This window comes from Enterobacter sp. HG048 (genome assembly GCF_024702055.1).
Lineage (GTDB): Bacteria > Pseudomonadota > Gammaproteobacteria > Enterobacterales > Enterobacteriaceae > Enterobacter > Enterobacter dykesii.
Genome location: NZ_JANLIZ010000002.1, coordinates 1 through 17,830, shown reverse-complemented (window position 1 = coordinate 17,830; position 17,830 = coordinate 1). Strand labels below are relative to the sequence as shown.

The 17,830-nt window shown below is 57.2% G+C and carries 14 protein-coding genes; 7 read left to right on the top strand and 7 right to left on the bottom strand.

Translation table 11 applies throughout. The features are described 5' to 3' along the window. Positions 1 to 6: 6 nt before the first annotated feature. Entirely contained in the window at positions 7 to 870 is an 864-nt protein-coding gene (locus NUX24_RS03385; protein ID WP_257830021.1) for an N-acetylmuramic acid 6-phosphate etherase, read from the bottom strand. A gap of 164 nt (positions 871 to 1,034) precedes the next feature. Between NUX24_RS03385 and NUX24_RS03380 the strand changes: the two genes are divergently transcribed. Continuing rightward, positions 1,035 to 2,651: a sensor histidine kinase gene (locus tag NUX24_RS03380; RefSeq protein WP_029742130.1), complete on the top strand. Its 1,617-nt coding sequence runs from the start codon at positions 1,035 to 1,037 to the stop codon at positions 2,649 to 2,651. Continuing rightward, on the top strand, positions 2,648 to 3,367 hold the full coding sequence (gene dcuR / locus NUX24_RS03375) for a two-component system response regulator DcuR (RefSeq protein WP_032658686.1): 720 nt from the start codon (positions 2,648 to 2,650) through the stop codon (positions 3,365 to 3,367). The genes NUX24_RS03380 and dcuR overlap by 4 nt, the downstream gene beginning before the upstream one ends. On the opposite strand, the gene NUX24_RS03370 is transcribed toward dcuR, so the two are convergent. Both NUX24_RS03370 and NUX24_RS03365 read right to left on the bottom strand, forming a co-directional pair. Beyond that, positions 3,348 to 4,310, bottom strand: a complete 963-nt coding sequence (locus NUX24_RS03370; protein WP_257830020.1) for an FAD:protein FMN transferase — start codon at positions 4,308 to 4,310, stop codon at positions 3,348 to 3,350. The two genes, dcuR and NUX24_RS03370, sit on opposite strands and share 20 nt — an antisense overlap. Before the next feature lie 94 nt (positions 4,311 to 4,404). Continuing rightward, positions 4,405 to 7,185, bottom strand: coding sequence for a flavocytochrome c (locus tag NUX24_RS03365; protein WP_257830019.1), 2,781 nt, complete (start codon positions 7,183 to 7,185; stop codon positions 4,405 to 4,407). A gap of 604 nt (positions 7,186 to 7,789) precedes the next feature. On the opposite strand from NUX24_RS03365, the gene NUX24_RS03360 reads away from it, so the two are divergent. From NUX24_RS03360 to NUX24_RS03345, 4 genes are all read left to right on the top strand, one after another. Next, positions 7,790 to 9,298, top strand: a complete 1,509-nt coding sequence (locus tag NUX24_RS03360; RefSeq protein WP_257830018.1) for an anion permease — start codon at positions 7,790 to 7,792, stop codon at positions 9,296 to 9,298. 55 nt (positions 9,299 to 9,353) lie between these two features. After that, positions 9,354 to 11,003, top strand: coding sequence for a class I fumarate hydratase FumA (gene fumA / locus NUX24_RS03355; RefSeq protein WP_126330248.1), 1,650 nt, complete (start codon positions 9,354 to 9,356; stop codon positions 11,001 to 11,003). 283 nt (positions 11,004 to 11,286) lie between these two features. After that, complete coding sequence (locus NUX24_RS03350) at positions 11,287 to 12,600, top strand: MFS transporter (RefSeq protein WP_257830017.1); 1,314 nt, start codon at positions 11,287 to 11,289, stop codon at positions 12,598 to 12,600. Next, complete coding sequence (locus tag NUX24_RS03345; RefSeq protein ID WP_257830016.1) at positions 12,597 to 13,385, top strand: substrate-binding domain-containing protein; 789 nt, start codon at positions 12,597 to 12,599, stop codon at positions 13,383 to 13,385. The genes NUX24_RS03350 and NUX24_RS03345 overlap by 4 nt, the downstream gene beginning before the upstream one ends. On the opposite strand, the gene NUX24_RS03340 is transcribed toward NUX24_RS03345, so the two are convergent. The 3 genes from NUX24_RS03340 to NUX24_RS03330 form a co-directional block, all read right to left on the bottom strand. Further along, positions 13,360 to 14,259, bottom strand: a complete 900-nt coding sequence (locus tag NUX24_RS03340) for a LysR family transcriptional regulator (RefSeq protein ID WP_047652402.1) — start codon at positions 14,257 to 14,259, stop codon at positions 13,360 to 13,362. The genes NUX24_RS03345 and NUX24_RS03340 overlap by 26 nt on opposite strands. Before the next feature lie 92 nt (positions 14,260 to 14,351). Next, a complete protein-coding gene (locus tag NUX24_RS03335; protein ID WP_257830015.1) occupies positions 14,352 to 15,881 on the bottom strand; it encodes a cryptochrome/photolyase family protein in 1,530 nt (509 codons plus the stop codon). Further along, a complete protein-coding gene (locus NUX24_RS03330; RefSeq protein WP_071789391.1) occupies positions 15,878 to 16,024 on the bottom strand; it encodes a DUF2256 domain-containing protein in 147 nt (48 codons plus the stop codon). The genes NUX24_RS03335 and NUX24_RS03330 overlap by 4 nt, the downstream gene beginning before the upstream one ends. Before the next feature lie 215 nt (positions 16,025 to 16,239). Here NUX24_RS03330 and mtfA point away from each other — a divergent pair, with 215 nt between their 5' ends. Next, entirely contained in the window at positions 16,240 to 17,037 is a 798-nt protein-coding gene (mtfA, locus tag NUX24_RS03325) for a DgsA anti-repressor MtfA (protein WP_047652404.1), read from the top strand. Here the strand turns inward: mtfA and NUX24_RS03320 are convergent. After that, positions 17,034 to 17,830: MFS transporter (locus tag NUX24_RS03320; protein WP_257830011.1), on the bottom strand; the 797-nt coding region annotated here is incomplete at its 5' end. The genes mtfA and NUX24_RS03320 overlap by 4 nt on opposite strands.

Here is a 17,830-nt window from a genome sequence, read left to right as displayed (position 1 = left end):
TCTCTACTACGGTGCTTCCTGCAGCGCCACGCGGATAAAACCGTTATTCTGCGCCAGCAGCTCATGGGCTTTCCAGGCATCCAAACCTGTCAGCACCATCAATACCGCCGTTTTACAGTTATGGTTACAGCTCTCCAGCGCAGTTTTTGCCTCCGTCCGGCTGCATCCCCCCGCTTCCATCACAATGGCGATTTGCCGTTCAGCCCATTTGGTCGCGCTTGCCTCAAGATCCACGCGCAGGTTGCTGTAAACCCGTCCGGTTCGGACGGCCAGCCCGGTGGCAATCATCGAGAGGATCATTTTTTGCGCGATCCCCGCTTTGGTGTTGATATAGCCTGCGACGACGTCGGCCCCCAGCTCCGGAGCGATAACCATGCTTGCCAGCTGCGCGGCTTCGCTTTGCGCATCACCGGTAACAACGGCGACCGGTGAACCCAGCGACCACGCATGGCGCATTGCCCCCCAGACCCACGGCGTTTTTCCGCTGACGGTCACGGCCAGCATCATATCGCGTTCACCAAACTTGATGGCCTGCAGATCGGCAACGCCGCGCTCGTAGCTCCCTTCCCCTTCTTGTGCCGTAACGGCCATCACAGGGGTTTTGCCCGGCGCATATTCATCGGCAACCTGTTGCGCAATGCGCCCCGACGGCCCCGCGCCAACAACGATCAGGCGACCGCCGTGGCTGATCGTCGCGGCAGCGTTGTCGACCACGCGGGCAATAGTATCTAAACAGGGGGTAATCGCAGCAGAAATGAGTGCATCATCCTGGTGAATGACTTTCAGCATGTCCAGCGTGGACAATCTATCAATATTCATCGTGCTGGCGTGCCGTCTTTCCTTGACCGAACCGGTAAGCATAACGCTCATAAACAGCCTCCTTATTATGAGTACCCACACACTATAAAGTGTTTTATATAGATGACCTGCGAGGAGGGTCACGAAAAGAGGACCAAATCCACGCCTTTACATGGCTTTAAGAAAAGCGCGTCATCGGCGATAATTACCCCTTTCTTAATCATCGCGGAGTGTTGATGAGCGATTTGCAGCCTTTCCTTACGACGCGCAAGCGCCCCATGAAGCTGAACACCCTGGTCACGCTGATGGTATGCGCGATTATTGCCTCTGTGCTGCTGGTGGTTTTTGCGCTCTACTCCGTGCAAATCACCCGGGCGACCCGCGATGATGTTAAAGATACGGCTCTGGGTATCGCCAGAACGCTGGCCAACAGCCCGGAGATCCAGCGCGGCCTGATGCAGCCACCGCAGGCGGATATCATTCAGCCCATCGCCAAAGCCGTCACCCAACGCAACGATCTGCTGCTCACCGTGGTGACCGACATGCGGGGGATTCGCTACTCGCACCCGAACGAAGCCCTCATCGGCCTGCACTTTATAGGTAACGACCTGGAGCCTGCGCTGGAAGGTAAAGAGAATGTCTCCGTAAACCGTGGCGCCCTCGCGGAAGCGCTTCGCGTCTTCACTCCCGTTTACGACAGCCAGCACGACCAGATCGGCGTGGTGGTGGTCGGTATCTCCCTCAAAAAAGTGGAAGATCAGATTGCCCGCGGGCGGCTAAACGCCGTCTGGACCATTTTGTTCAGTATTTTTATGAGCTCGATGGCGATTTGGGGTCTGGTGCGGGTACTGAAACGCATCCTGTTCGGGCTCGAACCTTACGAAATTTCCGCCTTGTTCGAACAGCGTCAGGCAATGCTGCAGTCGCTTCGCGAGGGGGTACTGGCCGTCGATATTCACGGGCGCGTGACGATGATCAACCAGACCGCCAGAGAAATATTGCTTCTCCCATCCGGCAAGCAGACCGAAAACGCCAGCGCGCCCCTGCTGGCCAGCCTGCGCGAAGTTTCAAAGACGGGCGTCGCGCGTCAGGATCAGGAGATCAGCTGTAACGGGCGTCTATTGCTCTGCAACATGGTGCCCGTTAAAAGTCAGGATCGGGTGATCGGCGCCATTACCACCTTCCGTGATAAAACGGAAATCAGCCAGCTGATGCAGCGTATTGATGGCATGGTTAACTACGTCGACGCCCTGCGCAGCCATACGCACGAGTTTATGAATAAACTGCATGTGATCCTGGGCCTGCTGCACATGAAGCGCTACGACAAGCTGGAAGAGTACATCATCCAGACGGCACATAATTACCAGACGGATATCGGTACGATACAGAGCAAGGTAAAATCCCCGGTTATTGCCGGGTTCCTGCTGGGTAAAATCAATCGGGCGAAAGAAGCGGGCGTCACCCTGACGCTGGCGGATGAATGCCAGATACCGGATACCGCGAGCGAAGAGCAGGTCGCGGTGCTGATCACCGTGCTGGGTAACCTCATTGAAAACGCGCTCGACGCGATGGAAGGACAGCAGGAAGGTGAGATCGGCCTGCTGCTGCATTATCAGAACGGCTGGCTCAGCTGCGAAGTCAGCGACGATGGCCCCGGCATTGATCCCGCTCAGCTGGAGGCTATTTTTACAAAGGGCTTCTCAACAAAAGGTGAAAACCGCGGCGTTGGGCTGTTCCTTGCTCGCCAGCAAATTCAGAACCTCGGCGGCGATATCACCGTCGAGTCTGAGCCAGGCGTATTTACCCAATTTTTTGTTCACATCCCCTGGGATAGCGAGAGGAATATCGCGTGATAAATGTATTAATTGTCGATGATGACGCCATGGTAGCCGACCTCAACCGTCTGTATGTCAACCGTGTTGAAGGTTTTAGCTGCTGCGGCGTCGCCTCCACGCTAAACCAGGCCGAGGCCATCATTAATAACCCCGGGCAGCCTGTCGATCTGGTGCTGCTGGATGTCTATATGCAGCAGGATAACGGGCTGGATCTGCTGCCCGTGATTCGCGCATCCGGTCGCCCAATCGATGTGATTATGATCTCGTCGGCTGCCGACGCCGCCACGATCCAGACCTCCATTCACTACGGCGTGGTGGATTATCTGATCAAGCCGTTCCAGTTCCCGCGCTTTGAAGAGGCGCTGAACGGCTGGAAGGCAAAGCATAGCCTGATGGGTTCGCACCAGTATTATGAACAGGCCGACGTCGACCGGCTGATCCACGGCGGGGCGCCGGAACTGGCGGACAGTAAAAAGCTGCCGAAGGGGTTAACGCCGCAAACGCTGCGCACGATTTGCCAGTGGATTGACGCTCACCCGGAGACGGAATTTTCTACCGATGACCTGGCAAACGCCGTCAATATTTCCCGCGTGTCCTGTCGCAAATACCTGATTTGGCTCGCGCAAATCAACATTCTGTTCACCAGCATTCACTACGGTGCCACCGGGCGTCCGGTGTATCGCTACCGTCTCCAGCCGGAGCAGACCGGCCTGCTCAAGCAATACTGTCAGTAACGCGGTAGTCGTTATCCAGCAGTGTAAAACGGAAGTGGTGTGCTGAAGAGAACACCACTTCTTTTGTTTTGGTCACAAAAATCGCTTCAATATCGGGGCGAGAGCGCAGCGCAGCACAGCCCTTCTCTACCCCCATGCCGTACATCAGCGTGGTCCAGATATCGCCGTCGATGGAGTCCTTCGAAACAATCGTCACGCTGTCCAGCTCGTTGTCCAGCGGATACCCGGTGCGCGGATCGAGAATATGGTGATAGCGCTTGCCGTTTTGCTCAAAGTAGCGCTCGTACGTTCCCGACGTCACGACGGAGAGGTTCTCTACGGTCATCGTGCCGATCAGCGCGTCACCGGCGAACGGTTTTTTCAGCCCCACGCTCCAGCCCCCTTCCGGTGAGCCTAACGTCTGAATGTTTCCACCGAGGTTGATAAGCCCCAGCTCGGCGCCCTCTTTATGCAGGTAATCACGCACCCTGTCGGCGATATAGCCTTTGGCAATGGCCCCCAAATCGATCTCCATCCCCGCTCTGGTCAGAAACACGCTGCTGCTGGCCTCATCAAGGAGAACATCCTCTGGGCGGGTTATCGCCAGGAGCGACGCGATTTCATCGGCAGGCGGAACGCTGTCCCCCTGAAAGCCAATTTTCCAGCGCTTCACCAGCGGACCTATCGCCAGATTAAAGGCGCTGTCCCTGAACAGGCTTGCCGCTTTTGCACAGCGGATCAGCTCAAAAACCGACCGGCTGACGGTAACCGGATGCTGACCCGCCGCATGGTTAATGTCCATCACCTGCGAGTGCGCGCGGTTAACCGTAAGCAGATCTTCATACTGTTTGATCAGGCGAAACACGCGGGACGCGAGGGCTTCGTCGTGGGAGAAGAGTTTCAGGAGAATGGGCGAGCCCATCAGGACGGCGGAGTAGCTGTAAACGCGATGGCTATCAGGCATAGCATGAGTCCTCAGATGTAGCCCCGGCAGGCACCGTGCCGCCGGGGAAAATGCCGGATAGCGCTGCGCGTATCCGGCCTACAACACAGGGGTCTTACTGCTTTTTCGAACGCATAGCCGCCTGATGTCCTGCAAGCGTACCAAAAATAATGATATCTGCCACTGCGTTACCGCCGATACGGTTAGCACCGTGGATCCCGCCAACCACTTCACCGGCCGCAAACGCGCCTGGCAGCACGTTGTGGTTGCTGTCCAGCACGCAGGTTTCGGTGTTGATGGTCACGCCGCCCATGGTGTGGTGCACGCCCGGCGCAATCTGAATGGCGTAGAACGGCCCTTCGTTGATAGGCGCGCGCAGCGCGGTGGTACGACCAAAATCGTCATCGTGCTGTTTCTCAACGAAACCGTTGTAACGTTCCAGGGTCGCCAGGAAAGCGTGGTGATCCATACCGAGCGCTTCCGCCAGAGCTTTTGGCGAGCTGGCGCTGGTCACGAAACCTTTGGCGATGTACTCATCCGCGGCTTTGTTTTTGGCACGTACGTGCTCGTCAAAGACGATGTAAGCGTATTTCTCCGGCAGCGCGATGATTGATGCCGAGACCTTATCGCGGGTCGACATTTCGTTATAGAAGCGCTCCCCTTTCTGATTGACCAGAATCGCCCCGCCGCCGCGAATGGATTCGGAAATCAGGTACGAGGTGTTCTGCTCAACGGTTGGGTGAATTTGAATTTCGCCCATATCCACGGTACCCGCCCCGATGCGCTCCAGCAGCGCGATACCGCCGCCGGTTGCCCCTTTGTGGTTGGTGGTGACGAACCCTTCCAGATCCGGACGGTATTTCACCACCATCTGGCTGTTGGCGCTGAAGCCGCCGGTGGCGACAATCACGCTTTTGGTTGCCACGGTGACGGTTTCGTTCTCTTCGGTGGTCAGACATACGCCGGTCACTTCGCCGTTCTCGAAGATGATGTCGCTAACGGAGGTATCCAGCATCACCTCGATGTTGCGTTTGTTGACGTTACGCACCAGGCCGCTGATCAGATAGCCGCCTACTGCTGAACCGTCTTTTGGACGGTGAGTACGGTCGATGCTCATCCCTCCGGTGGTGGTGATGTCGTTCAGCATGATGCCGCGCGTTGCCAGCCACTCAATTGCCTGCGGCGCGTTTTCGACGAAGCGACGCAGCAGTTCCGGGTTGTTCTTGTTGCCGCCGCCTTTCAGGCTTTCCTGATAGAACAGCTCTTTGCTGTCCTGAATGCCCTTCACGCGCTGGAAGCGGGTTTCGGCGGCGTTCATACCGGCAGAGGCTTTAATGGTGTTCCCGCCGATAGTCGGCATTTTCTCGACAATCAGCACGCTCGCGCCTTCGTCGTGAGCCTGGATCGCTGCCGCCAGACCGGCGCCGCCGCTGCCCACAACGACCACGTCCACGCTGCGGGTTTCGTTCGGATCAACGCCCTCTTCCGCGGCCAGCGCTTTGCTGGATTTCAGCATCGCTTTCGAGACCGCTTTCTTCACCGCCTCGCTCTGGCTGGTGGCGCCGGTGATGGCATCCACGTGCGGGGTGTTGGCATCCAGAATGCGGGTACGGATCTCTTCAAAGCTGGTCACAAACTCAACGTCTTCGCTCGGGCCGGAGGCCAGCTCGATGTCCGCAATGCGGTCGGTCTCCAGGCTGACGTTGATCACCAGCTCGTTAGCGTCATCCTGCACTTTCTCAGCAAAGGTACCCGGTTTGAATTTGGATTCGCCCATGCTCATGTCGCGGATCATCGCTTCTACCAGTGAGAAGCGCCACAGCGGTTCAGGAATGTTCAGCGCCTCGCGCTGGGTGCTGTCCATAAACAGCTCAAGGCTTTCGCCCGCTGCAATGCGATCGGTCCAGTCAGGGTACGCAATGGTCGCACGACCCACGGCAATCAGGTCGTAACCGTGGTCCAGCGCTTCATTCACATCAGAAGCATTCACCACGCCGCCCACGCCCATGACCGGAACCTGCGCCAGCGTTTCAGAACGCATCGCGCAGTATTTTTCGATAAGCGGGGTGGGATCCTGGGTGTCGACAATAGAAGGACGCAGGGTCGCGCCGACGGAGAAGTGCAGATAGTCCACGCCGCGCGCCGCCAGTTTTTCCAGCAGGTACATGGTGTCGTCAAAGCGGATGCCCGGGACTTCCATCTCTTCAGGGGAGAAGCGGTAGCCAATAATAAACGCGTCGTCCGCGTACTGGCGCACCATTTTGTGGGTAATGTCCAGCACGGCCAGCGGGAACTTCGCGCGGTTATCGCGGCTGCCGCCCCACTCGTCGTCGCGCTGGTTTGAATTCGGTGAGTAGAACTGCTGAATCAGATAGGTGTTCGCCCCGTGGATTTCCACGCCGTCGAAACCGGCCTGGATGGCGCGACGCACCGCCTCACCAAACTTGCCGATCATGCCTTCCACTTCTTCAGCGGTCAGAGCAACCGGCGTTGCGGCACCTTCACGCGGCGCGGCTACGGCGCTCGGGCCAACCGGGGTACGGCCACCAATCAGTTTTGGGTCGACCATGCGGCCGCCGTGGTAGATCTGCAGCAGCGCCTTAGAACCTTTGGATTTAATGGCCTCCGCGATTTTCGCCAGCCCGGCAATTTTCTCATCATTATCAATACCGATGGCCCCCGGGAAGGCGAGACCGAGATCGTCGACGAAGCAACACTCCACAATGATGGTGCCAATGCTGCCGGAACGGGCCCGATAGTACTCCACCAGCTCGCTGGTGACGGTGCCGTCAAAATAGCCGGTACAGGTTGTCATAGGGGCCATTAACAAACGGTTTTTCAGTTCAGTACCATTCGGTAATGTGAAGGGGCTAAGAATGCGTTCGTTAGTGCTCATAATAGAAACTCCAAACTTTTAAAAATTAAGAATTCGTTATCGGATTGATTTTTTATTTCGTCGTTATTTGCCGATGTCATGATATTAATATAATGATTTTTTTAGTTTCTAAAGTTATTACGTTAGTTAAAAAACTATTTAATCCCTTCGATAACACAAATAACACATTGGTGTTAGCGATTGTAATTCAGCCATTCACAATAATTTAAAATTCGTTAAATGATTAATGGTAAAACCAATTCACCAAAGCGAGAAAATAATAAATAAAAACAACGAATTACAAACACACCAAAATCTAACCTGTTAAAAAAATGATAAAAAATACGCGAAAAACAGGCAATAACCACATACGCCAGAGTGGTTATTAATAAAAGCATAAAAATAACGCTGCAATTCTATTTTTTTGATCGCGATCAATAGTTATGGCATTCAAAAGCGCAATATAAAAACATCATCATTTTTTAATTTAGCGCACACAAAAACGCGTTAAATCGCTATTACTGAAAAAACACGAAAGCACCTTTAATAACTAAAAAAAGCAAAGAAACTTAAGAAAGTGTTTTTTCAGTGCGACCGAATTTTTGACAACTTAAGACGTGAAACTATGAATACAAAAACTGCTGTAACGCCCCCTGTGGCGAACCAGGCATCAAATGGAAACGCAAAACGATTGCTGATGATGGCGCTACCCGTCATCGTCGCCGTACTGCTGCTGTTTGTTCCCGTTCCTGAAGGCTTGCCGCCTTACGCATGGCACTACTTCGCCATTTTTGTCGGCGTGATCGTCGGTCTGATCTTCGAACCGCTGCCGGGTGCGGTGATCGGCCTGACAGGCGTGGTCGCCATTGCCCTGTGCAGCCAGTGGGTGCTGTTCAGCCCCGATCAGCTGGCTGATCCGAAATTCAAGATGGCGGGCGCCTCCTTTAAGTGGGCGGTGAGCGGGTTTGGTAACTCTACCGTCTGGCTGATTTTCGGTGCCTTTATGTTCGCCGCAGGCTATGACAAAACCCGCTTCGGCCGCCGTCTGGCGCTGATTCTGGTGAAGTACCTCGGCCGTCGCAGCCTCACGCTCGGTTACGCAATTACGTTTGCTGACCTGCTGCTGGCACCGTTCACCCCGTCCAACACCGCGCGCAGCGGCGGAACCATCTACCCGATTATCGCTAACCTGCCGCCGCTGTACGGTTCAAAACCCAACGACCCAAGCGCGCGTAAGATTGGTTCGTACCTGATGTGGGTGGCGATCACCGCGGCCTGTATCACCAGCTCAATGTTCCTCTCCGCCCTCGCGCCAAACCTGCTGGCCCTGGCGCTGGTGAAAAGTACGGTTGGGATTGATATCTCCTGGGGCACCTGGTTCCTCGCCTTCCTGCCGCTGGGTATCCTGCTGATTCTGACCATGCCGCTGCTGGCCTACTGGTTCTACCCACCTGAAGTCAAAGTGAATAACGAAGTGCCGCTGTGGGCGACCCGCGAGCTGGAAAAACTCGGCAAACTGTCCCGCAACGAAATTCTGCTGCTGGTGTTCGTGTGCTGTGCGCTGCTGATGTGGATCTTCGCCGCCGCGTGGATTGAGCCTGCCATGGCGGCCCTGCTTATCGTCGGTCTGATGCTGTGGACCGGCGTGCTGGAGTGGAACGATATCACCGGTAACAAGGCCGCATGGAACACCTTCGTCTGGTTCGCCACCCTGGTGGCACTGGCGGATGGCCTCTCCTCCACCGGCTTTATCAGCTGGTTAGGTAAAGAAGGCGGCCTGCTGATGAGCGGTATCTCTCCGGGCGTAGCGACCATCGTCCTGCTGCTGGCGTTCTACCTGCTGCACTACCTGTTTGCCAGCACCACCGCGCACACCACGGCGCTGCTGCCGGCGATGCTGACCATCGCCTCCACCATTCCGGGCATGAATATGGAAGTGTTCGTTCTGCTGATGGTGACCTCGCTGGGCGTGATGGGGATCATCACCCCGTACGGTACTGGCCCAAGCCCGATTTACTACGGTAGCGGCTACCTGCCAACCAAAGACTACTGGCGCCTCGGCACCATCTTCGGTGCCATCTTCCTGGCGGCCCTGCTGCTGATTGGCTATCCGTGGATGTCCATGATGTTCTAATTCCTGACCGCCGGACTTCTCATCCGGCGGTTTTATTTTTGTGGAGCAATACGCTATGTCAAACAAACCGTTTATCTACCAGAACCCCTTCCCTCTTTCCCATGACGACACCGAATACTACCTGCTGACCAAAGAGCACGTTTCCGTTGCCGAATTCGACGGTCAGGAAGTGCTGAAAGTGGAGCCGGAAGCCCTGACCCTGCTGGCGCAGCAGGCCTTCCACGATGCCGCGTTTATGCTGCGTCCTTCCCATCAGAAGCAGGTTGCCGCGATCCTGAACGACCCGGAGGCCAGCCAGAACGACAAATACGTTGCCCTGCAGTTCCTGCGTAACTCTGAAATCGCGGCCAAAGGCGTGCTGCCAACCTGCCAGGATACCGGCACCGCGATCATCATGGGTAAAAAAGGCCAGCGCGTCTGGACCGGCGGCGGTGACGAAGCGGCGCTGAGCCAGGGCGTGTATAACACCTACATTGAAGATAACCTGCGCTATTCGCAGAATGCGGCGCTGGACATGTATAAAGAGGTGAATACCGGCACCAACCTGCCCGCGCAGATCGATCTCTACAGCGTGGACGGGGACGAATACAAATTCCTGTGCATGGCAAAAGGCGGCGGTTCTGCCAACAAAACCTACCTCTATCAGGAAACCAAAGCGCTGATCACCCCGGCGAAGCTGAAAAACTACCTGGTTGAGAAGATGCGCACCCTGGGCACTGCGGCCTGCCCGCCTTACCATATCGCATTTGTGATTGGCGGTACGTCAGCGGAAGCCACGCTGAAAACCGTGAAGCTCGCCTCCACGCGCTACTACGACGCGCTGCCGACGGAAGGTAATGAACACGGCCAGGCGTTCCGCGACGTTCAGCTCGAACAGGAACTGCTCCAGGAAGCGCAGAACCTTGGCCTCGGCGCGCAGTTCGGCGGTAAATACTTCGCCCACGATATCCGCGTGATCCGCCTGCCGCGCCACGGCGCCTCTTGCCCAATCGGCATGGGCGTCTCCTGCTCCGCAGACCGCAACATCAAAGCGAAAATCAACCGCGACGGGATCTGGATTGAGAAGCTGGAACACAACCCGGGCCAGTATATTCCTGAATCACTGCGCCAGCAGGGGGAAGGCGACGTGGTGAGCATCAATCTGGACAAGCCGATGAATGAGATCCTGGCGCAGCTTTCCGCGCACCCGGTTTCTACCCGCCTGTCGCTGAACGGGACCATCATCGTGGCGCGCGATATTGCCCACGCGAAGCTGAAAGAGCTGCTCGACAACGGTGAAGAACTGCCGCAGTACGTTAAAGACCATCCGATCTACTACGCAGGCCCGGCCAAAACGCCGGAAGGCTACGCGTCTGGCTCGCTCGGCCCGACCACGGCGGGCCGTATGGACTCGTATGTGGACTTACTGCAATCCCACGGCGCGAGCATGATTATGCTGGCAAAAGGCAACCGCAGCCAGCAGGTGACGGACGCCTGCCATAAGCACGGCGGTTTCTACCTGGGCAGCATTGGCGGCCCGGCAGCGGTATTGGCGCAAAACAGCATTAAGAGCCTGGAATGCGTCGCGTATCCGGAGCTGGGAATGGAAGCCATCTGGAAAATTGAAGTCGAGAACTTCCCGGCGTTTATCCTGGTGGATGACAAAGGCAACGATTTCTTCCAGCAGATCCAGAACAAACAGTGTGCGGGTTGTTCACAGCGCTAGGTTGAGACAGGCCGGGTGGCAGCAACGCTGCCCGGCAGTCGCAGACAGACATGCTCCTGCGTCATGTCACAAAACCGTGATATCAGCCACTTAGCAAAAAGTGGTGAATAAAAAATCAATTAATTGTTAAGTTATTGTTGTCATTAATTGTATTTATCTCGCGAAGGCTATTCATGCAAAACGTGCATCAGCCGATGCGGCATTTGCGCTTATCTATTTCCTCATCCTGATCCAGTTTTCAAAAACAGACGCGTAAAACGTCAACAATAAACTGGAGATAACCATGTTTTCCTCAACCTCACCTGCAACCGTACGCTCGAAAGCGGGCGCCATACTCCGCGTGACGTCCGGCAACTTTCTTGAGCAGTTCGATTTCTTTCTGTTCGGCTTCTATGCCACCTACATCGCCCACACGTTCTTCCCGGCGAGCAGTGAATTTGCGTCGCTGATGATGACCTTCGCCGTCTTCGGCGCGGGCTTCTTGATGCGTCCAATAGGCGCCATCGTGCTTGGCGCGTATATCGACAAGGTGGGGCGCAGAAAGGGGCTAATCGTCACGCTTTCCATCATGGCGGCGGGGACGTTCCTGATCGTGCTTATCCCCTCTTATCAAAGCATCGGTCTGTGGGCGCCGCTGCTGGTGCTGACGGGCCGTCTGCTGCAGGGCTTTTCCGCCGGTGCGGAGCTTGGAGGCGTCTCGGTTTATCTGGCTGAAATCGCCACGCCGGGCCGCAAAGGGTTTTACACCAGCTGGCAGTCCGGCAGCCAGCAGGTCGCCATTATGGTCGCCGCGGCGATGGGCTTTGCCCTGAATGCCCTGATGGAGGACAGCGCCATTCGCGAATGGGGCTGGCGCATCCCGTTCCTGTTCGGCTGTTTAATCGTGCCGTTTATCTTTTTCCTGCGCCGCAAGCTGGAGGAGACGGAAGAGTTCAGCGCGCGCCGCCATCATCTCGAGATGCGCCAGGTCTTTAAAACGCTGCTTGGCAACTGGCAGGTGGTGGTCGCAGGCATGCTGATGGTGGCGATGACCACCACCGCGTTCTACCTGATCACCGTCTACGCCCCCACCTTTGGCAAAAAGGTGCTGATGCTCAGCGCCTCGGACAGCCTGCTGGTCACGCTGCTGGTGGCGATTTCTAACTTCATCTGGCTGCCGGTGGGCGGCGCGCTGTCGGATCGCTTCGGGCGCAAGCCGGTGCTGATTGCCATGGCCCTGCTGGCGCTGGCGACCAGCTACCCTGCGCTGACGCTGCTGGCGAGCGCCCCCAGCTTCTCCATGATGCTGAGCGTGCTGCTGTGGCTCTCCTTCCTCTACGGCCTGTATAACGGCGCGATGATCCCGGCCCTGACGGAGATTATGCCTGCTGAAGTGCGCGTGGCGGGGTTCTCTCTGGCTTACAGCCTGGCAACGGCGGTCTTTGGCGGCTTTACCCCGGTAATGTCCACCGCGCTGATCGAATACACCGGTGACAAAGCCTCGCCTGGCTACTGGATGAGTTTCGCCGCCGTGTGTGCCCTGCTGGCCACGCTCTACCTCTACCGCCGCCGCGCGGTATCGCTGCAAAACACCGTCAAGTCACAGGGGGCAGTATGAAACGCACCTATCGCTTTACCGCCAGCGCGCTGGTGCTGACGCTCCTGAGCGTGAATGCCTGTGCTCAGGACGTGAAGGTCATGATTTCAGGCGGCTTCAAGGCCGCCCTGGAAAAGCTGGCCCCGGACTATGAACGACAGACCGGGGATAAAATCGTGATTATCCCCGGCCCCTCAATGGGCGCTACGCCGCAGGCGATCCCAAACCGACTGGCGCGCGGCGAGAAAGCCGACGTGGTGATTATGGTGGGCGATGCGCTGGAGAAGCTCGAAAAAGCCGGCCAGACCCAGCCGGGTTCGCGAACCGAACTCGCGGACTCCCCCGTCGGCATGGTGGTGAAAAAAGGGGCGGATGTCCCTGATATCAGCAGCGAGGCGGCTCTGCGTAAAACGCTGCTGCAGGCCAGCTCCATCGCCTACTCTGACAGCGCCAGCGGCAGGTATGTCAGCCAGACGTTGTTCAAAAAAATGGGGATTGAAAAAGAGGTGGCAGGTAAAGCGACAATGGTCGAGCGTATCCCGGTCGCCTCAGAAGTGGCGAAAGGAAAATACGCCGTCGGTTTCCAGCAGGTGAGCGAGCTGCTGCCGGTTCAGGGCGTCACCTTTATCGGAAAAATCCCGGATAATCTGCAGTACATCACGCGCTTCGCGGGTGCGGTCACCCGTCACGCAGAACATCCCGCGGAGGGGAAAGCGCTGCTGACCTATCTCGCCTCACCGCCCTCCAGGGCCGTCATCCAGAAGACGGGGATGATCCCCGTTACGTCCGGCGATACTGCTCGGTGATCTGCTTTTCCAGTTCAGCCGCAATGTAGGACTGGATGCGCCCCCGGCGCCGGATAAGCCCCACGGTGCGTTTCACTTCCGGCGCCACCAGCGGCAGATGCGTCAGCAGCGTGTGCTCTGACGTCGGCATCGACATGGCGGGAACGGCAGCAATGCCGATCCCCGCCTCTACCATACCGAGCATGGTGGTAACGTGGCGCGTTTCGCAGACGCTGGGGCGTTCGGGAACGATATCCCCCAGCATCCGATCGAGCAGGTTACGGTTACCTGACGTTTTATCGAGGGAGATATAATCCTGCTGGTAAAAGGCCTGCCACGTCAGATGACTCTTCTGCGCCAGCGGGTGATCCTTTCGGCACGCCGCAACATAGACATCCTCCACCAGCGGGAAAAATTCGATTTCGGACGGCAGGTTTCCTGCGAAGCTGATGCCAAAATCCGCCTGGCTTCGGGCCACGGCGTCAATCACATTCCCCGCGCTGCTGTCGATGAGCTTAATGCGAACGCGCGGATAGCGAGACTGAAAGCGACGGATCACATCGGGCATAAAGTAACAGGCCGCGGAAGGGACCGTAGCAACCGTGATCAGTCCCGTCCGCTCTTCGCTGACCTTATCGACATCCGCCAGCATTGACTCAACGTTGTCGAGCAGCTGCGCGGAGCGTTCAGCAAAGTTTTGCCCGTATAGCGTTAAGGCCACGCGGCGAGTGGTACGGTCAAACAGCCGGTTTCCCAGCGCGGCTTCCAGCTTTTCAATCCGGCGGCTCAGCGCCGACTGGGATAAGCAGATAGATTCAGCAGCGACACGGAAGTTACCGTATTCCACTAACGCTCTGAAAGCATAAAGATCGTTAAGGTCAAAATTCACGGGCATAGCGTCTGGATGTCCTGTCAGGGAATACGCAACAAAGTCAAAAATAATAGCGTCTTATTGACCCACCGCAACCGGCGCGGTGTTGAAATACGTCAGAGCTCGTTGAGATGCAGGCGAATATACCCGGCGCGATCGGCAATGGCCTGCCGCTCCTCTTCCTTCATGTCCGCAAGCTGTTTAAAGACAATGCCCAGGCGGGGATTGTTACCCAGACGCGCCTGGTTGCGCGCAAAGAAATCCCAGTAAAGGGCATTGAAGGGGCACGCCAGCTCTCCGGTACGCTGGTTATGTTGATACCGGCACCCCTGACAGTAGTTACTCATCTTATGAATATACGACGCGCTCGAGACGTAGGGTTTACTGGCCAGCAATCCGCCATCGCCAAACTGGCTCATGCCGAGGGTATTGGGCAGCTCCACCCATTCAAAGGCATCAATATAGACCCCCAGATACCATTCATGAACCGCCTGCGGCGACAGGCCGCTGAGCAGGCTAAAGTTTCCGATGACCATCAGGCGCTGGATATGGTGGGCGTAAGCCTCGGTGAGCGACTGTCCAACGGCATGCGCCAGGCAGCGCATCTGCGTCCTGCCGGTCCAGAACCAGTCCGGCAGCGGGGCGTGCTGGTCTAAGGCATTCAGTTCCCGATAGCCCGGCATCTGCGACCAGTAAATCCCGCGCACGTATTCCCGCCAGCCGAGAATTTGTCGAATAAACCCTTCAACGGCTGGCAGCGGCGCATGGCCCGAACGCCATGCCTGCTCGGCGGCTGCCACCACTTCCCGCGGATTAAGCATTTTGGTATTCAGCGCGAATGAAATTAACGAGTGGAAAAGAAAAGGCTCCTCCGCGTGCATCGCGTCCTGCCAGGCGCCGAACTGGGGGAGCACGTGAGCGATAAATTCATCCAGCCTTGCTTTGGCTTCCGAACGATTGAGCGGCCAGCGAAAATTCCCGGCCTGCGGTTCGCCGAAGGTGTTTACGCCGCAGCGTTGGATCTCCGCCCATAAGGCTGAATAATCGTGGCTGGGACGCGCGTCCTCCGGCGCGGGCGGCTCGCCGGACCAGCGTTTGCGGTTTTCAGCATCGAAATTCCATTTTCCCCCTTCCGGCTCGCCTTCTGTGGTTAACAGTATGCCGTGCTGACGACGCATTTCCCGGTAAAAGTACTCCATTCGCCAGCTTTTGCGCGTCGCAAAGAACGCCCTCACCTGTCCACGGGTGGTGAAGAAATGCTCGCTGCTGACGCAGGCCGTTTCGACGGACGCCGCTTTCGCCCACGCCTGCAGCTGCGTATCCAGGCGCCATTCGTCGGGCTCCTGCCATATCACCCTGTCGGCGCCGTAATGCACGACCAGCGCGTTGAGATTGTCTTCCAGCGCGCCGCGGTTTGAGCCGTCAGAAAGCCGGACATACCTCACCCGATGCCCCTTCTCTTTTAACGCAGAGGCAAACGCGCGCATGGCGGCAAAAATGGCGATCACTTTCTGGGCGTGATGAAGCACGTACGCGGTTTCTGCCCGCAGCTCCAGCATCACGTAAACGACATTTGGATTACAGGCATCAAACCAGCTGTGGTGCGGATTAAGCTGATCGCCCAGGATCAGGCGCAGTTCGGTCAACGGTGGCTCCTGCGACAGCGCTCCGAACAGTATTTAACCTCATCCCAGCATTTCGCCCATTTTTTGCGCCACGTCATGGGCCGCTGGCAGTGCGCGCACGCCCGGCTGGGCAGGTTCTGCTTGTTACCTTTGAAATCGCTCATCTTTTCAATACCGCACTGATTTCTTCACTAAACCTGTGGATTCACGCTACGACAGACTTCACAAAATGAAGGTGATGCCCGTAAACCGCTACCCACCGCTACGTACGAATGATAGTTTATTCAGGCTGGAATTGTCGCAGTGAGCGATTTTCTGGCATCTTAACCGAACCTGACTTTCCCATTTTTGTTCAAGTGACGAGTTTGCGAGCAAAGCGATGATAAAGTGGCCCTGGAAAACAAATGAAGCAGGCCGGGATATGGCGCTGCCATGGGATGACGCGCTGACGATCCCGGTTCTGGCTAACCTAAACCCGGATGAACAAGCGAAACTGGTTCAGCTGGCGGATCGTTTTTTACAGCAAAAACGCCTGGTTCCACTGCAGGGTTTCGAACTCGATCCCCTGAAAAACGCGCGCATCGCCCTGCTTTTCTGTCTGCCGGTGCTGGAATTGGGTATCGAGTGGCTGGATGGCTTCCACGAAGTGCTGATCTATCCGGCCCCCTTTATCGTCGATGACGAGTGGGAAGATGACATCGGGCTGGTGCACAACCAGCGCGTGGTGCAGTCCGGACAAAGCTGGCAGCAGGGGCCGATTATCCTCAACTGGCTCGACATTCAGGACTCGTTCGATGCGTCCGGTTTTAATCTGGTTATCCATGAAGTGGCGCACAAGCTGGACACCCGCAACGGCGATCGCGCCAGCGGTGTCCCTCTTATCCCGCTTCGTGAAGTGGCCGGATGGGAGCACGACCTGCATGCGGCGATGGAGAATATCCAGGATGAGATAGACCTGGTCGGCGAAAGCGCGGCCAGCATTGACGCCTATGCGGCAACCGACCCGGCCGAGTGCTTTGCGGTGCTCTCGGAGTATTTCTTCAGCGCGCCCGAGCTCTTCGCGCCCCGTTTCCCGGCGCTGTGGCAGCGTTTCTGCCAGTTTTATCAGCAGGATCCCCTGCAGCGTCTGCGGCAAAATGAGGAGTCTGGCGGCCATTCCTCCCGCCAGATCCATTAAGGCTTTTCAGAAGGGGTCCGCTCGGTTGACCGTACCCCTATGCTCAACGCTAAAAACAGCACTGCCATTCCCCATGCGGCCAGCGTCAAAAACTGCTCGCCGTAAAAGCGCGTCACCACAGGCACCAGCAGCGCGCTGACGCCGTAGCCTAACGTGTGGCTGGTGGCGATGACGCCCGCCCCTTTCCCGGTGGTCAGCCTGTCGTTCAGCAGAAGCTGGTAGCCCGGCGTGGCCATCGCCGCCCCGAGTGAAGTGATAACAATTCCCACGTAGAACAGCGTTAAACCGGCGACGGTCATCAGCCCAAGCCCTGCGACCATCAGCACCGCCGCGATGCAGAGCAACGTCACCGGAGTGAAATGCTGCGGGCGGACCACCAGAAACTGCGCCGCGAGCGTGGCCAGCGCGGCCAGGCTCAGCAGAAGCGCAACATGATGGCTGATCTCCCGGGCGTTGCCCCCCAGCAGAGGGCTAAGATGCGGTGACAGGCCAAGCTGCATCAGGCTGACCAGCGCCGCCAGCAGCAGCGCCAGCAGCAGGAACGGCAGCATCGAGGCCTGCAGCCGGGTCGCCTGGTGTGCGACCGGCGGCAGCGGCGGGTCTGCGGCTTCGCGAAGCACCAGCAGCAGCGCGATTAACGGCGCGATCGCCATCAGCCAGAGCGGCGCCACCGGGCTGACGCTGAGCATCAGCGCCGCCAGCGGCGGGCCGAGCAAACGTCCGCAGCTGAGGCCGGAGCTTATCGTCGCCAGCGCCGCCATTCTCTTCTCCAGCCCCGCGCGCTGAATCGCCC

What these genes read in the sequence shown, in the direction of transcription:
- NUX24_RS03385 (WP_257830021.1), bottom strand. Translation starts at nt 870, where the DNA reads ATGAGCGTTATGCTTACCGGTTCGGTCAAGGAAAGACGGCACGCCAGC.
- NUX24_RS03380 (WP_029742130.1), top strand. Translation starts at nt 1,035, where the DNA reads ATGAGCGATTTGCAGCCTTTCCTTACGACGCGCAAGCGCCCCATGAAG.
- NUX24_RS03370 (WP_257830020.1), bottom strand. Translation starts at nt 4,310, where the DNA reads ATGCCTGATAGCCATCGCGTTTACAGCTACTCCGCCGTCCTGATGGGC.
- NUX24_RS03365 (WP_257830019.1), bottom strand. Translation starts at nt 7,185, where the DNA reads ATGAGCACTAACGAACGCATTCTTAGCCCCTTCACATTACCGAATGGT.
- NUX24_RS03360 (WP_257830018.1), top strand. Translation starts at nt 7,790, where the DNA reads ATGAATACAAAAACTGCTGTAACGCCCCCTGTGGCGAACCAGGCATCA.
- fumA (WP_126330248.1), top strand. Translation starts at nt 9,354, where the DNA reads ATGTCAAACAAACCGTTTATCTACCAGAACCCCTTCCCTCTTTCCCAT.
- NUX24_RS03350 (WP_257830017.1), top strand. Translation starts at nt 11,287, where the DNA reads ATGTTTTCCTCAACCTCACCTGCAACCGTACGCTCGAAAGCGGGCGCC.
- NUX24_RS03345 (WP_257830016.1), top strand. Translation starts at nt 12,597, where the DNA reads ATGAAACGCACCTATCGCTTTACCGCCAGCGCGCTGGTGCTGACGCTC.
- NUX24_RS03340 (WP_047652402.1), bottom strand. Translation starts at nt 14,259, where the DNA reads ATGCCCGTGAATTTTGACCTTAACGATCTTTATGCTTTCAGAGCGTTA.
- NUX24_RS03330 (WP_071789391.1), bottom strand. Translation starts at nt 16,024, where the DNA reads ATGAGCGATTTCAAAGGTAACAAGCAGAACCTGCCCAGCCGGGCGTGC.
- mtfA (WP_047652404.1), top strand. Translation starts at nt 16,240, where the DNA reads ATGATAAAGTGGCCCTGGAAAACAAATGAAGCAGGCCGGGATATGGCG.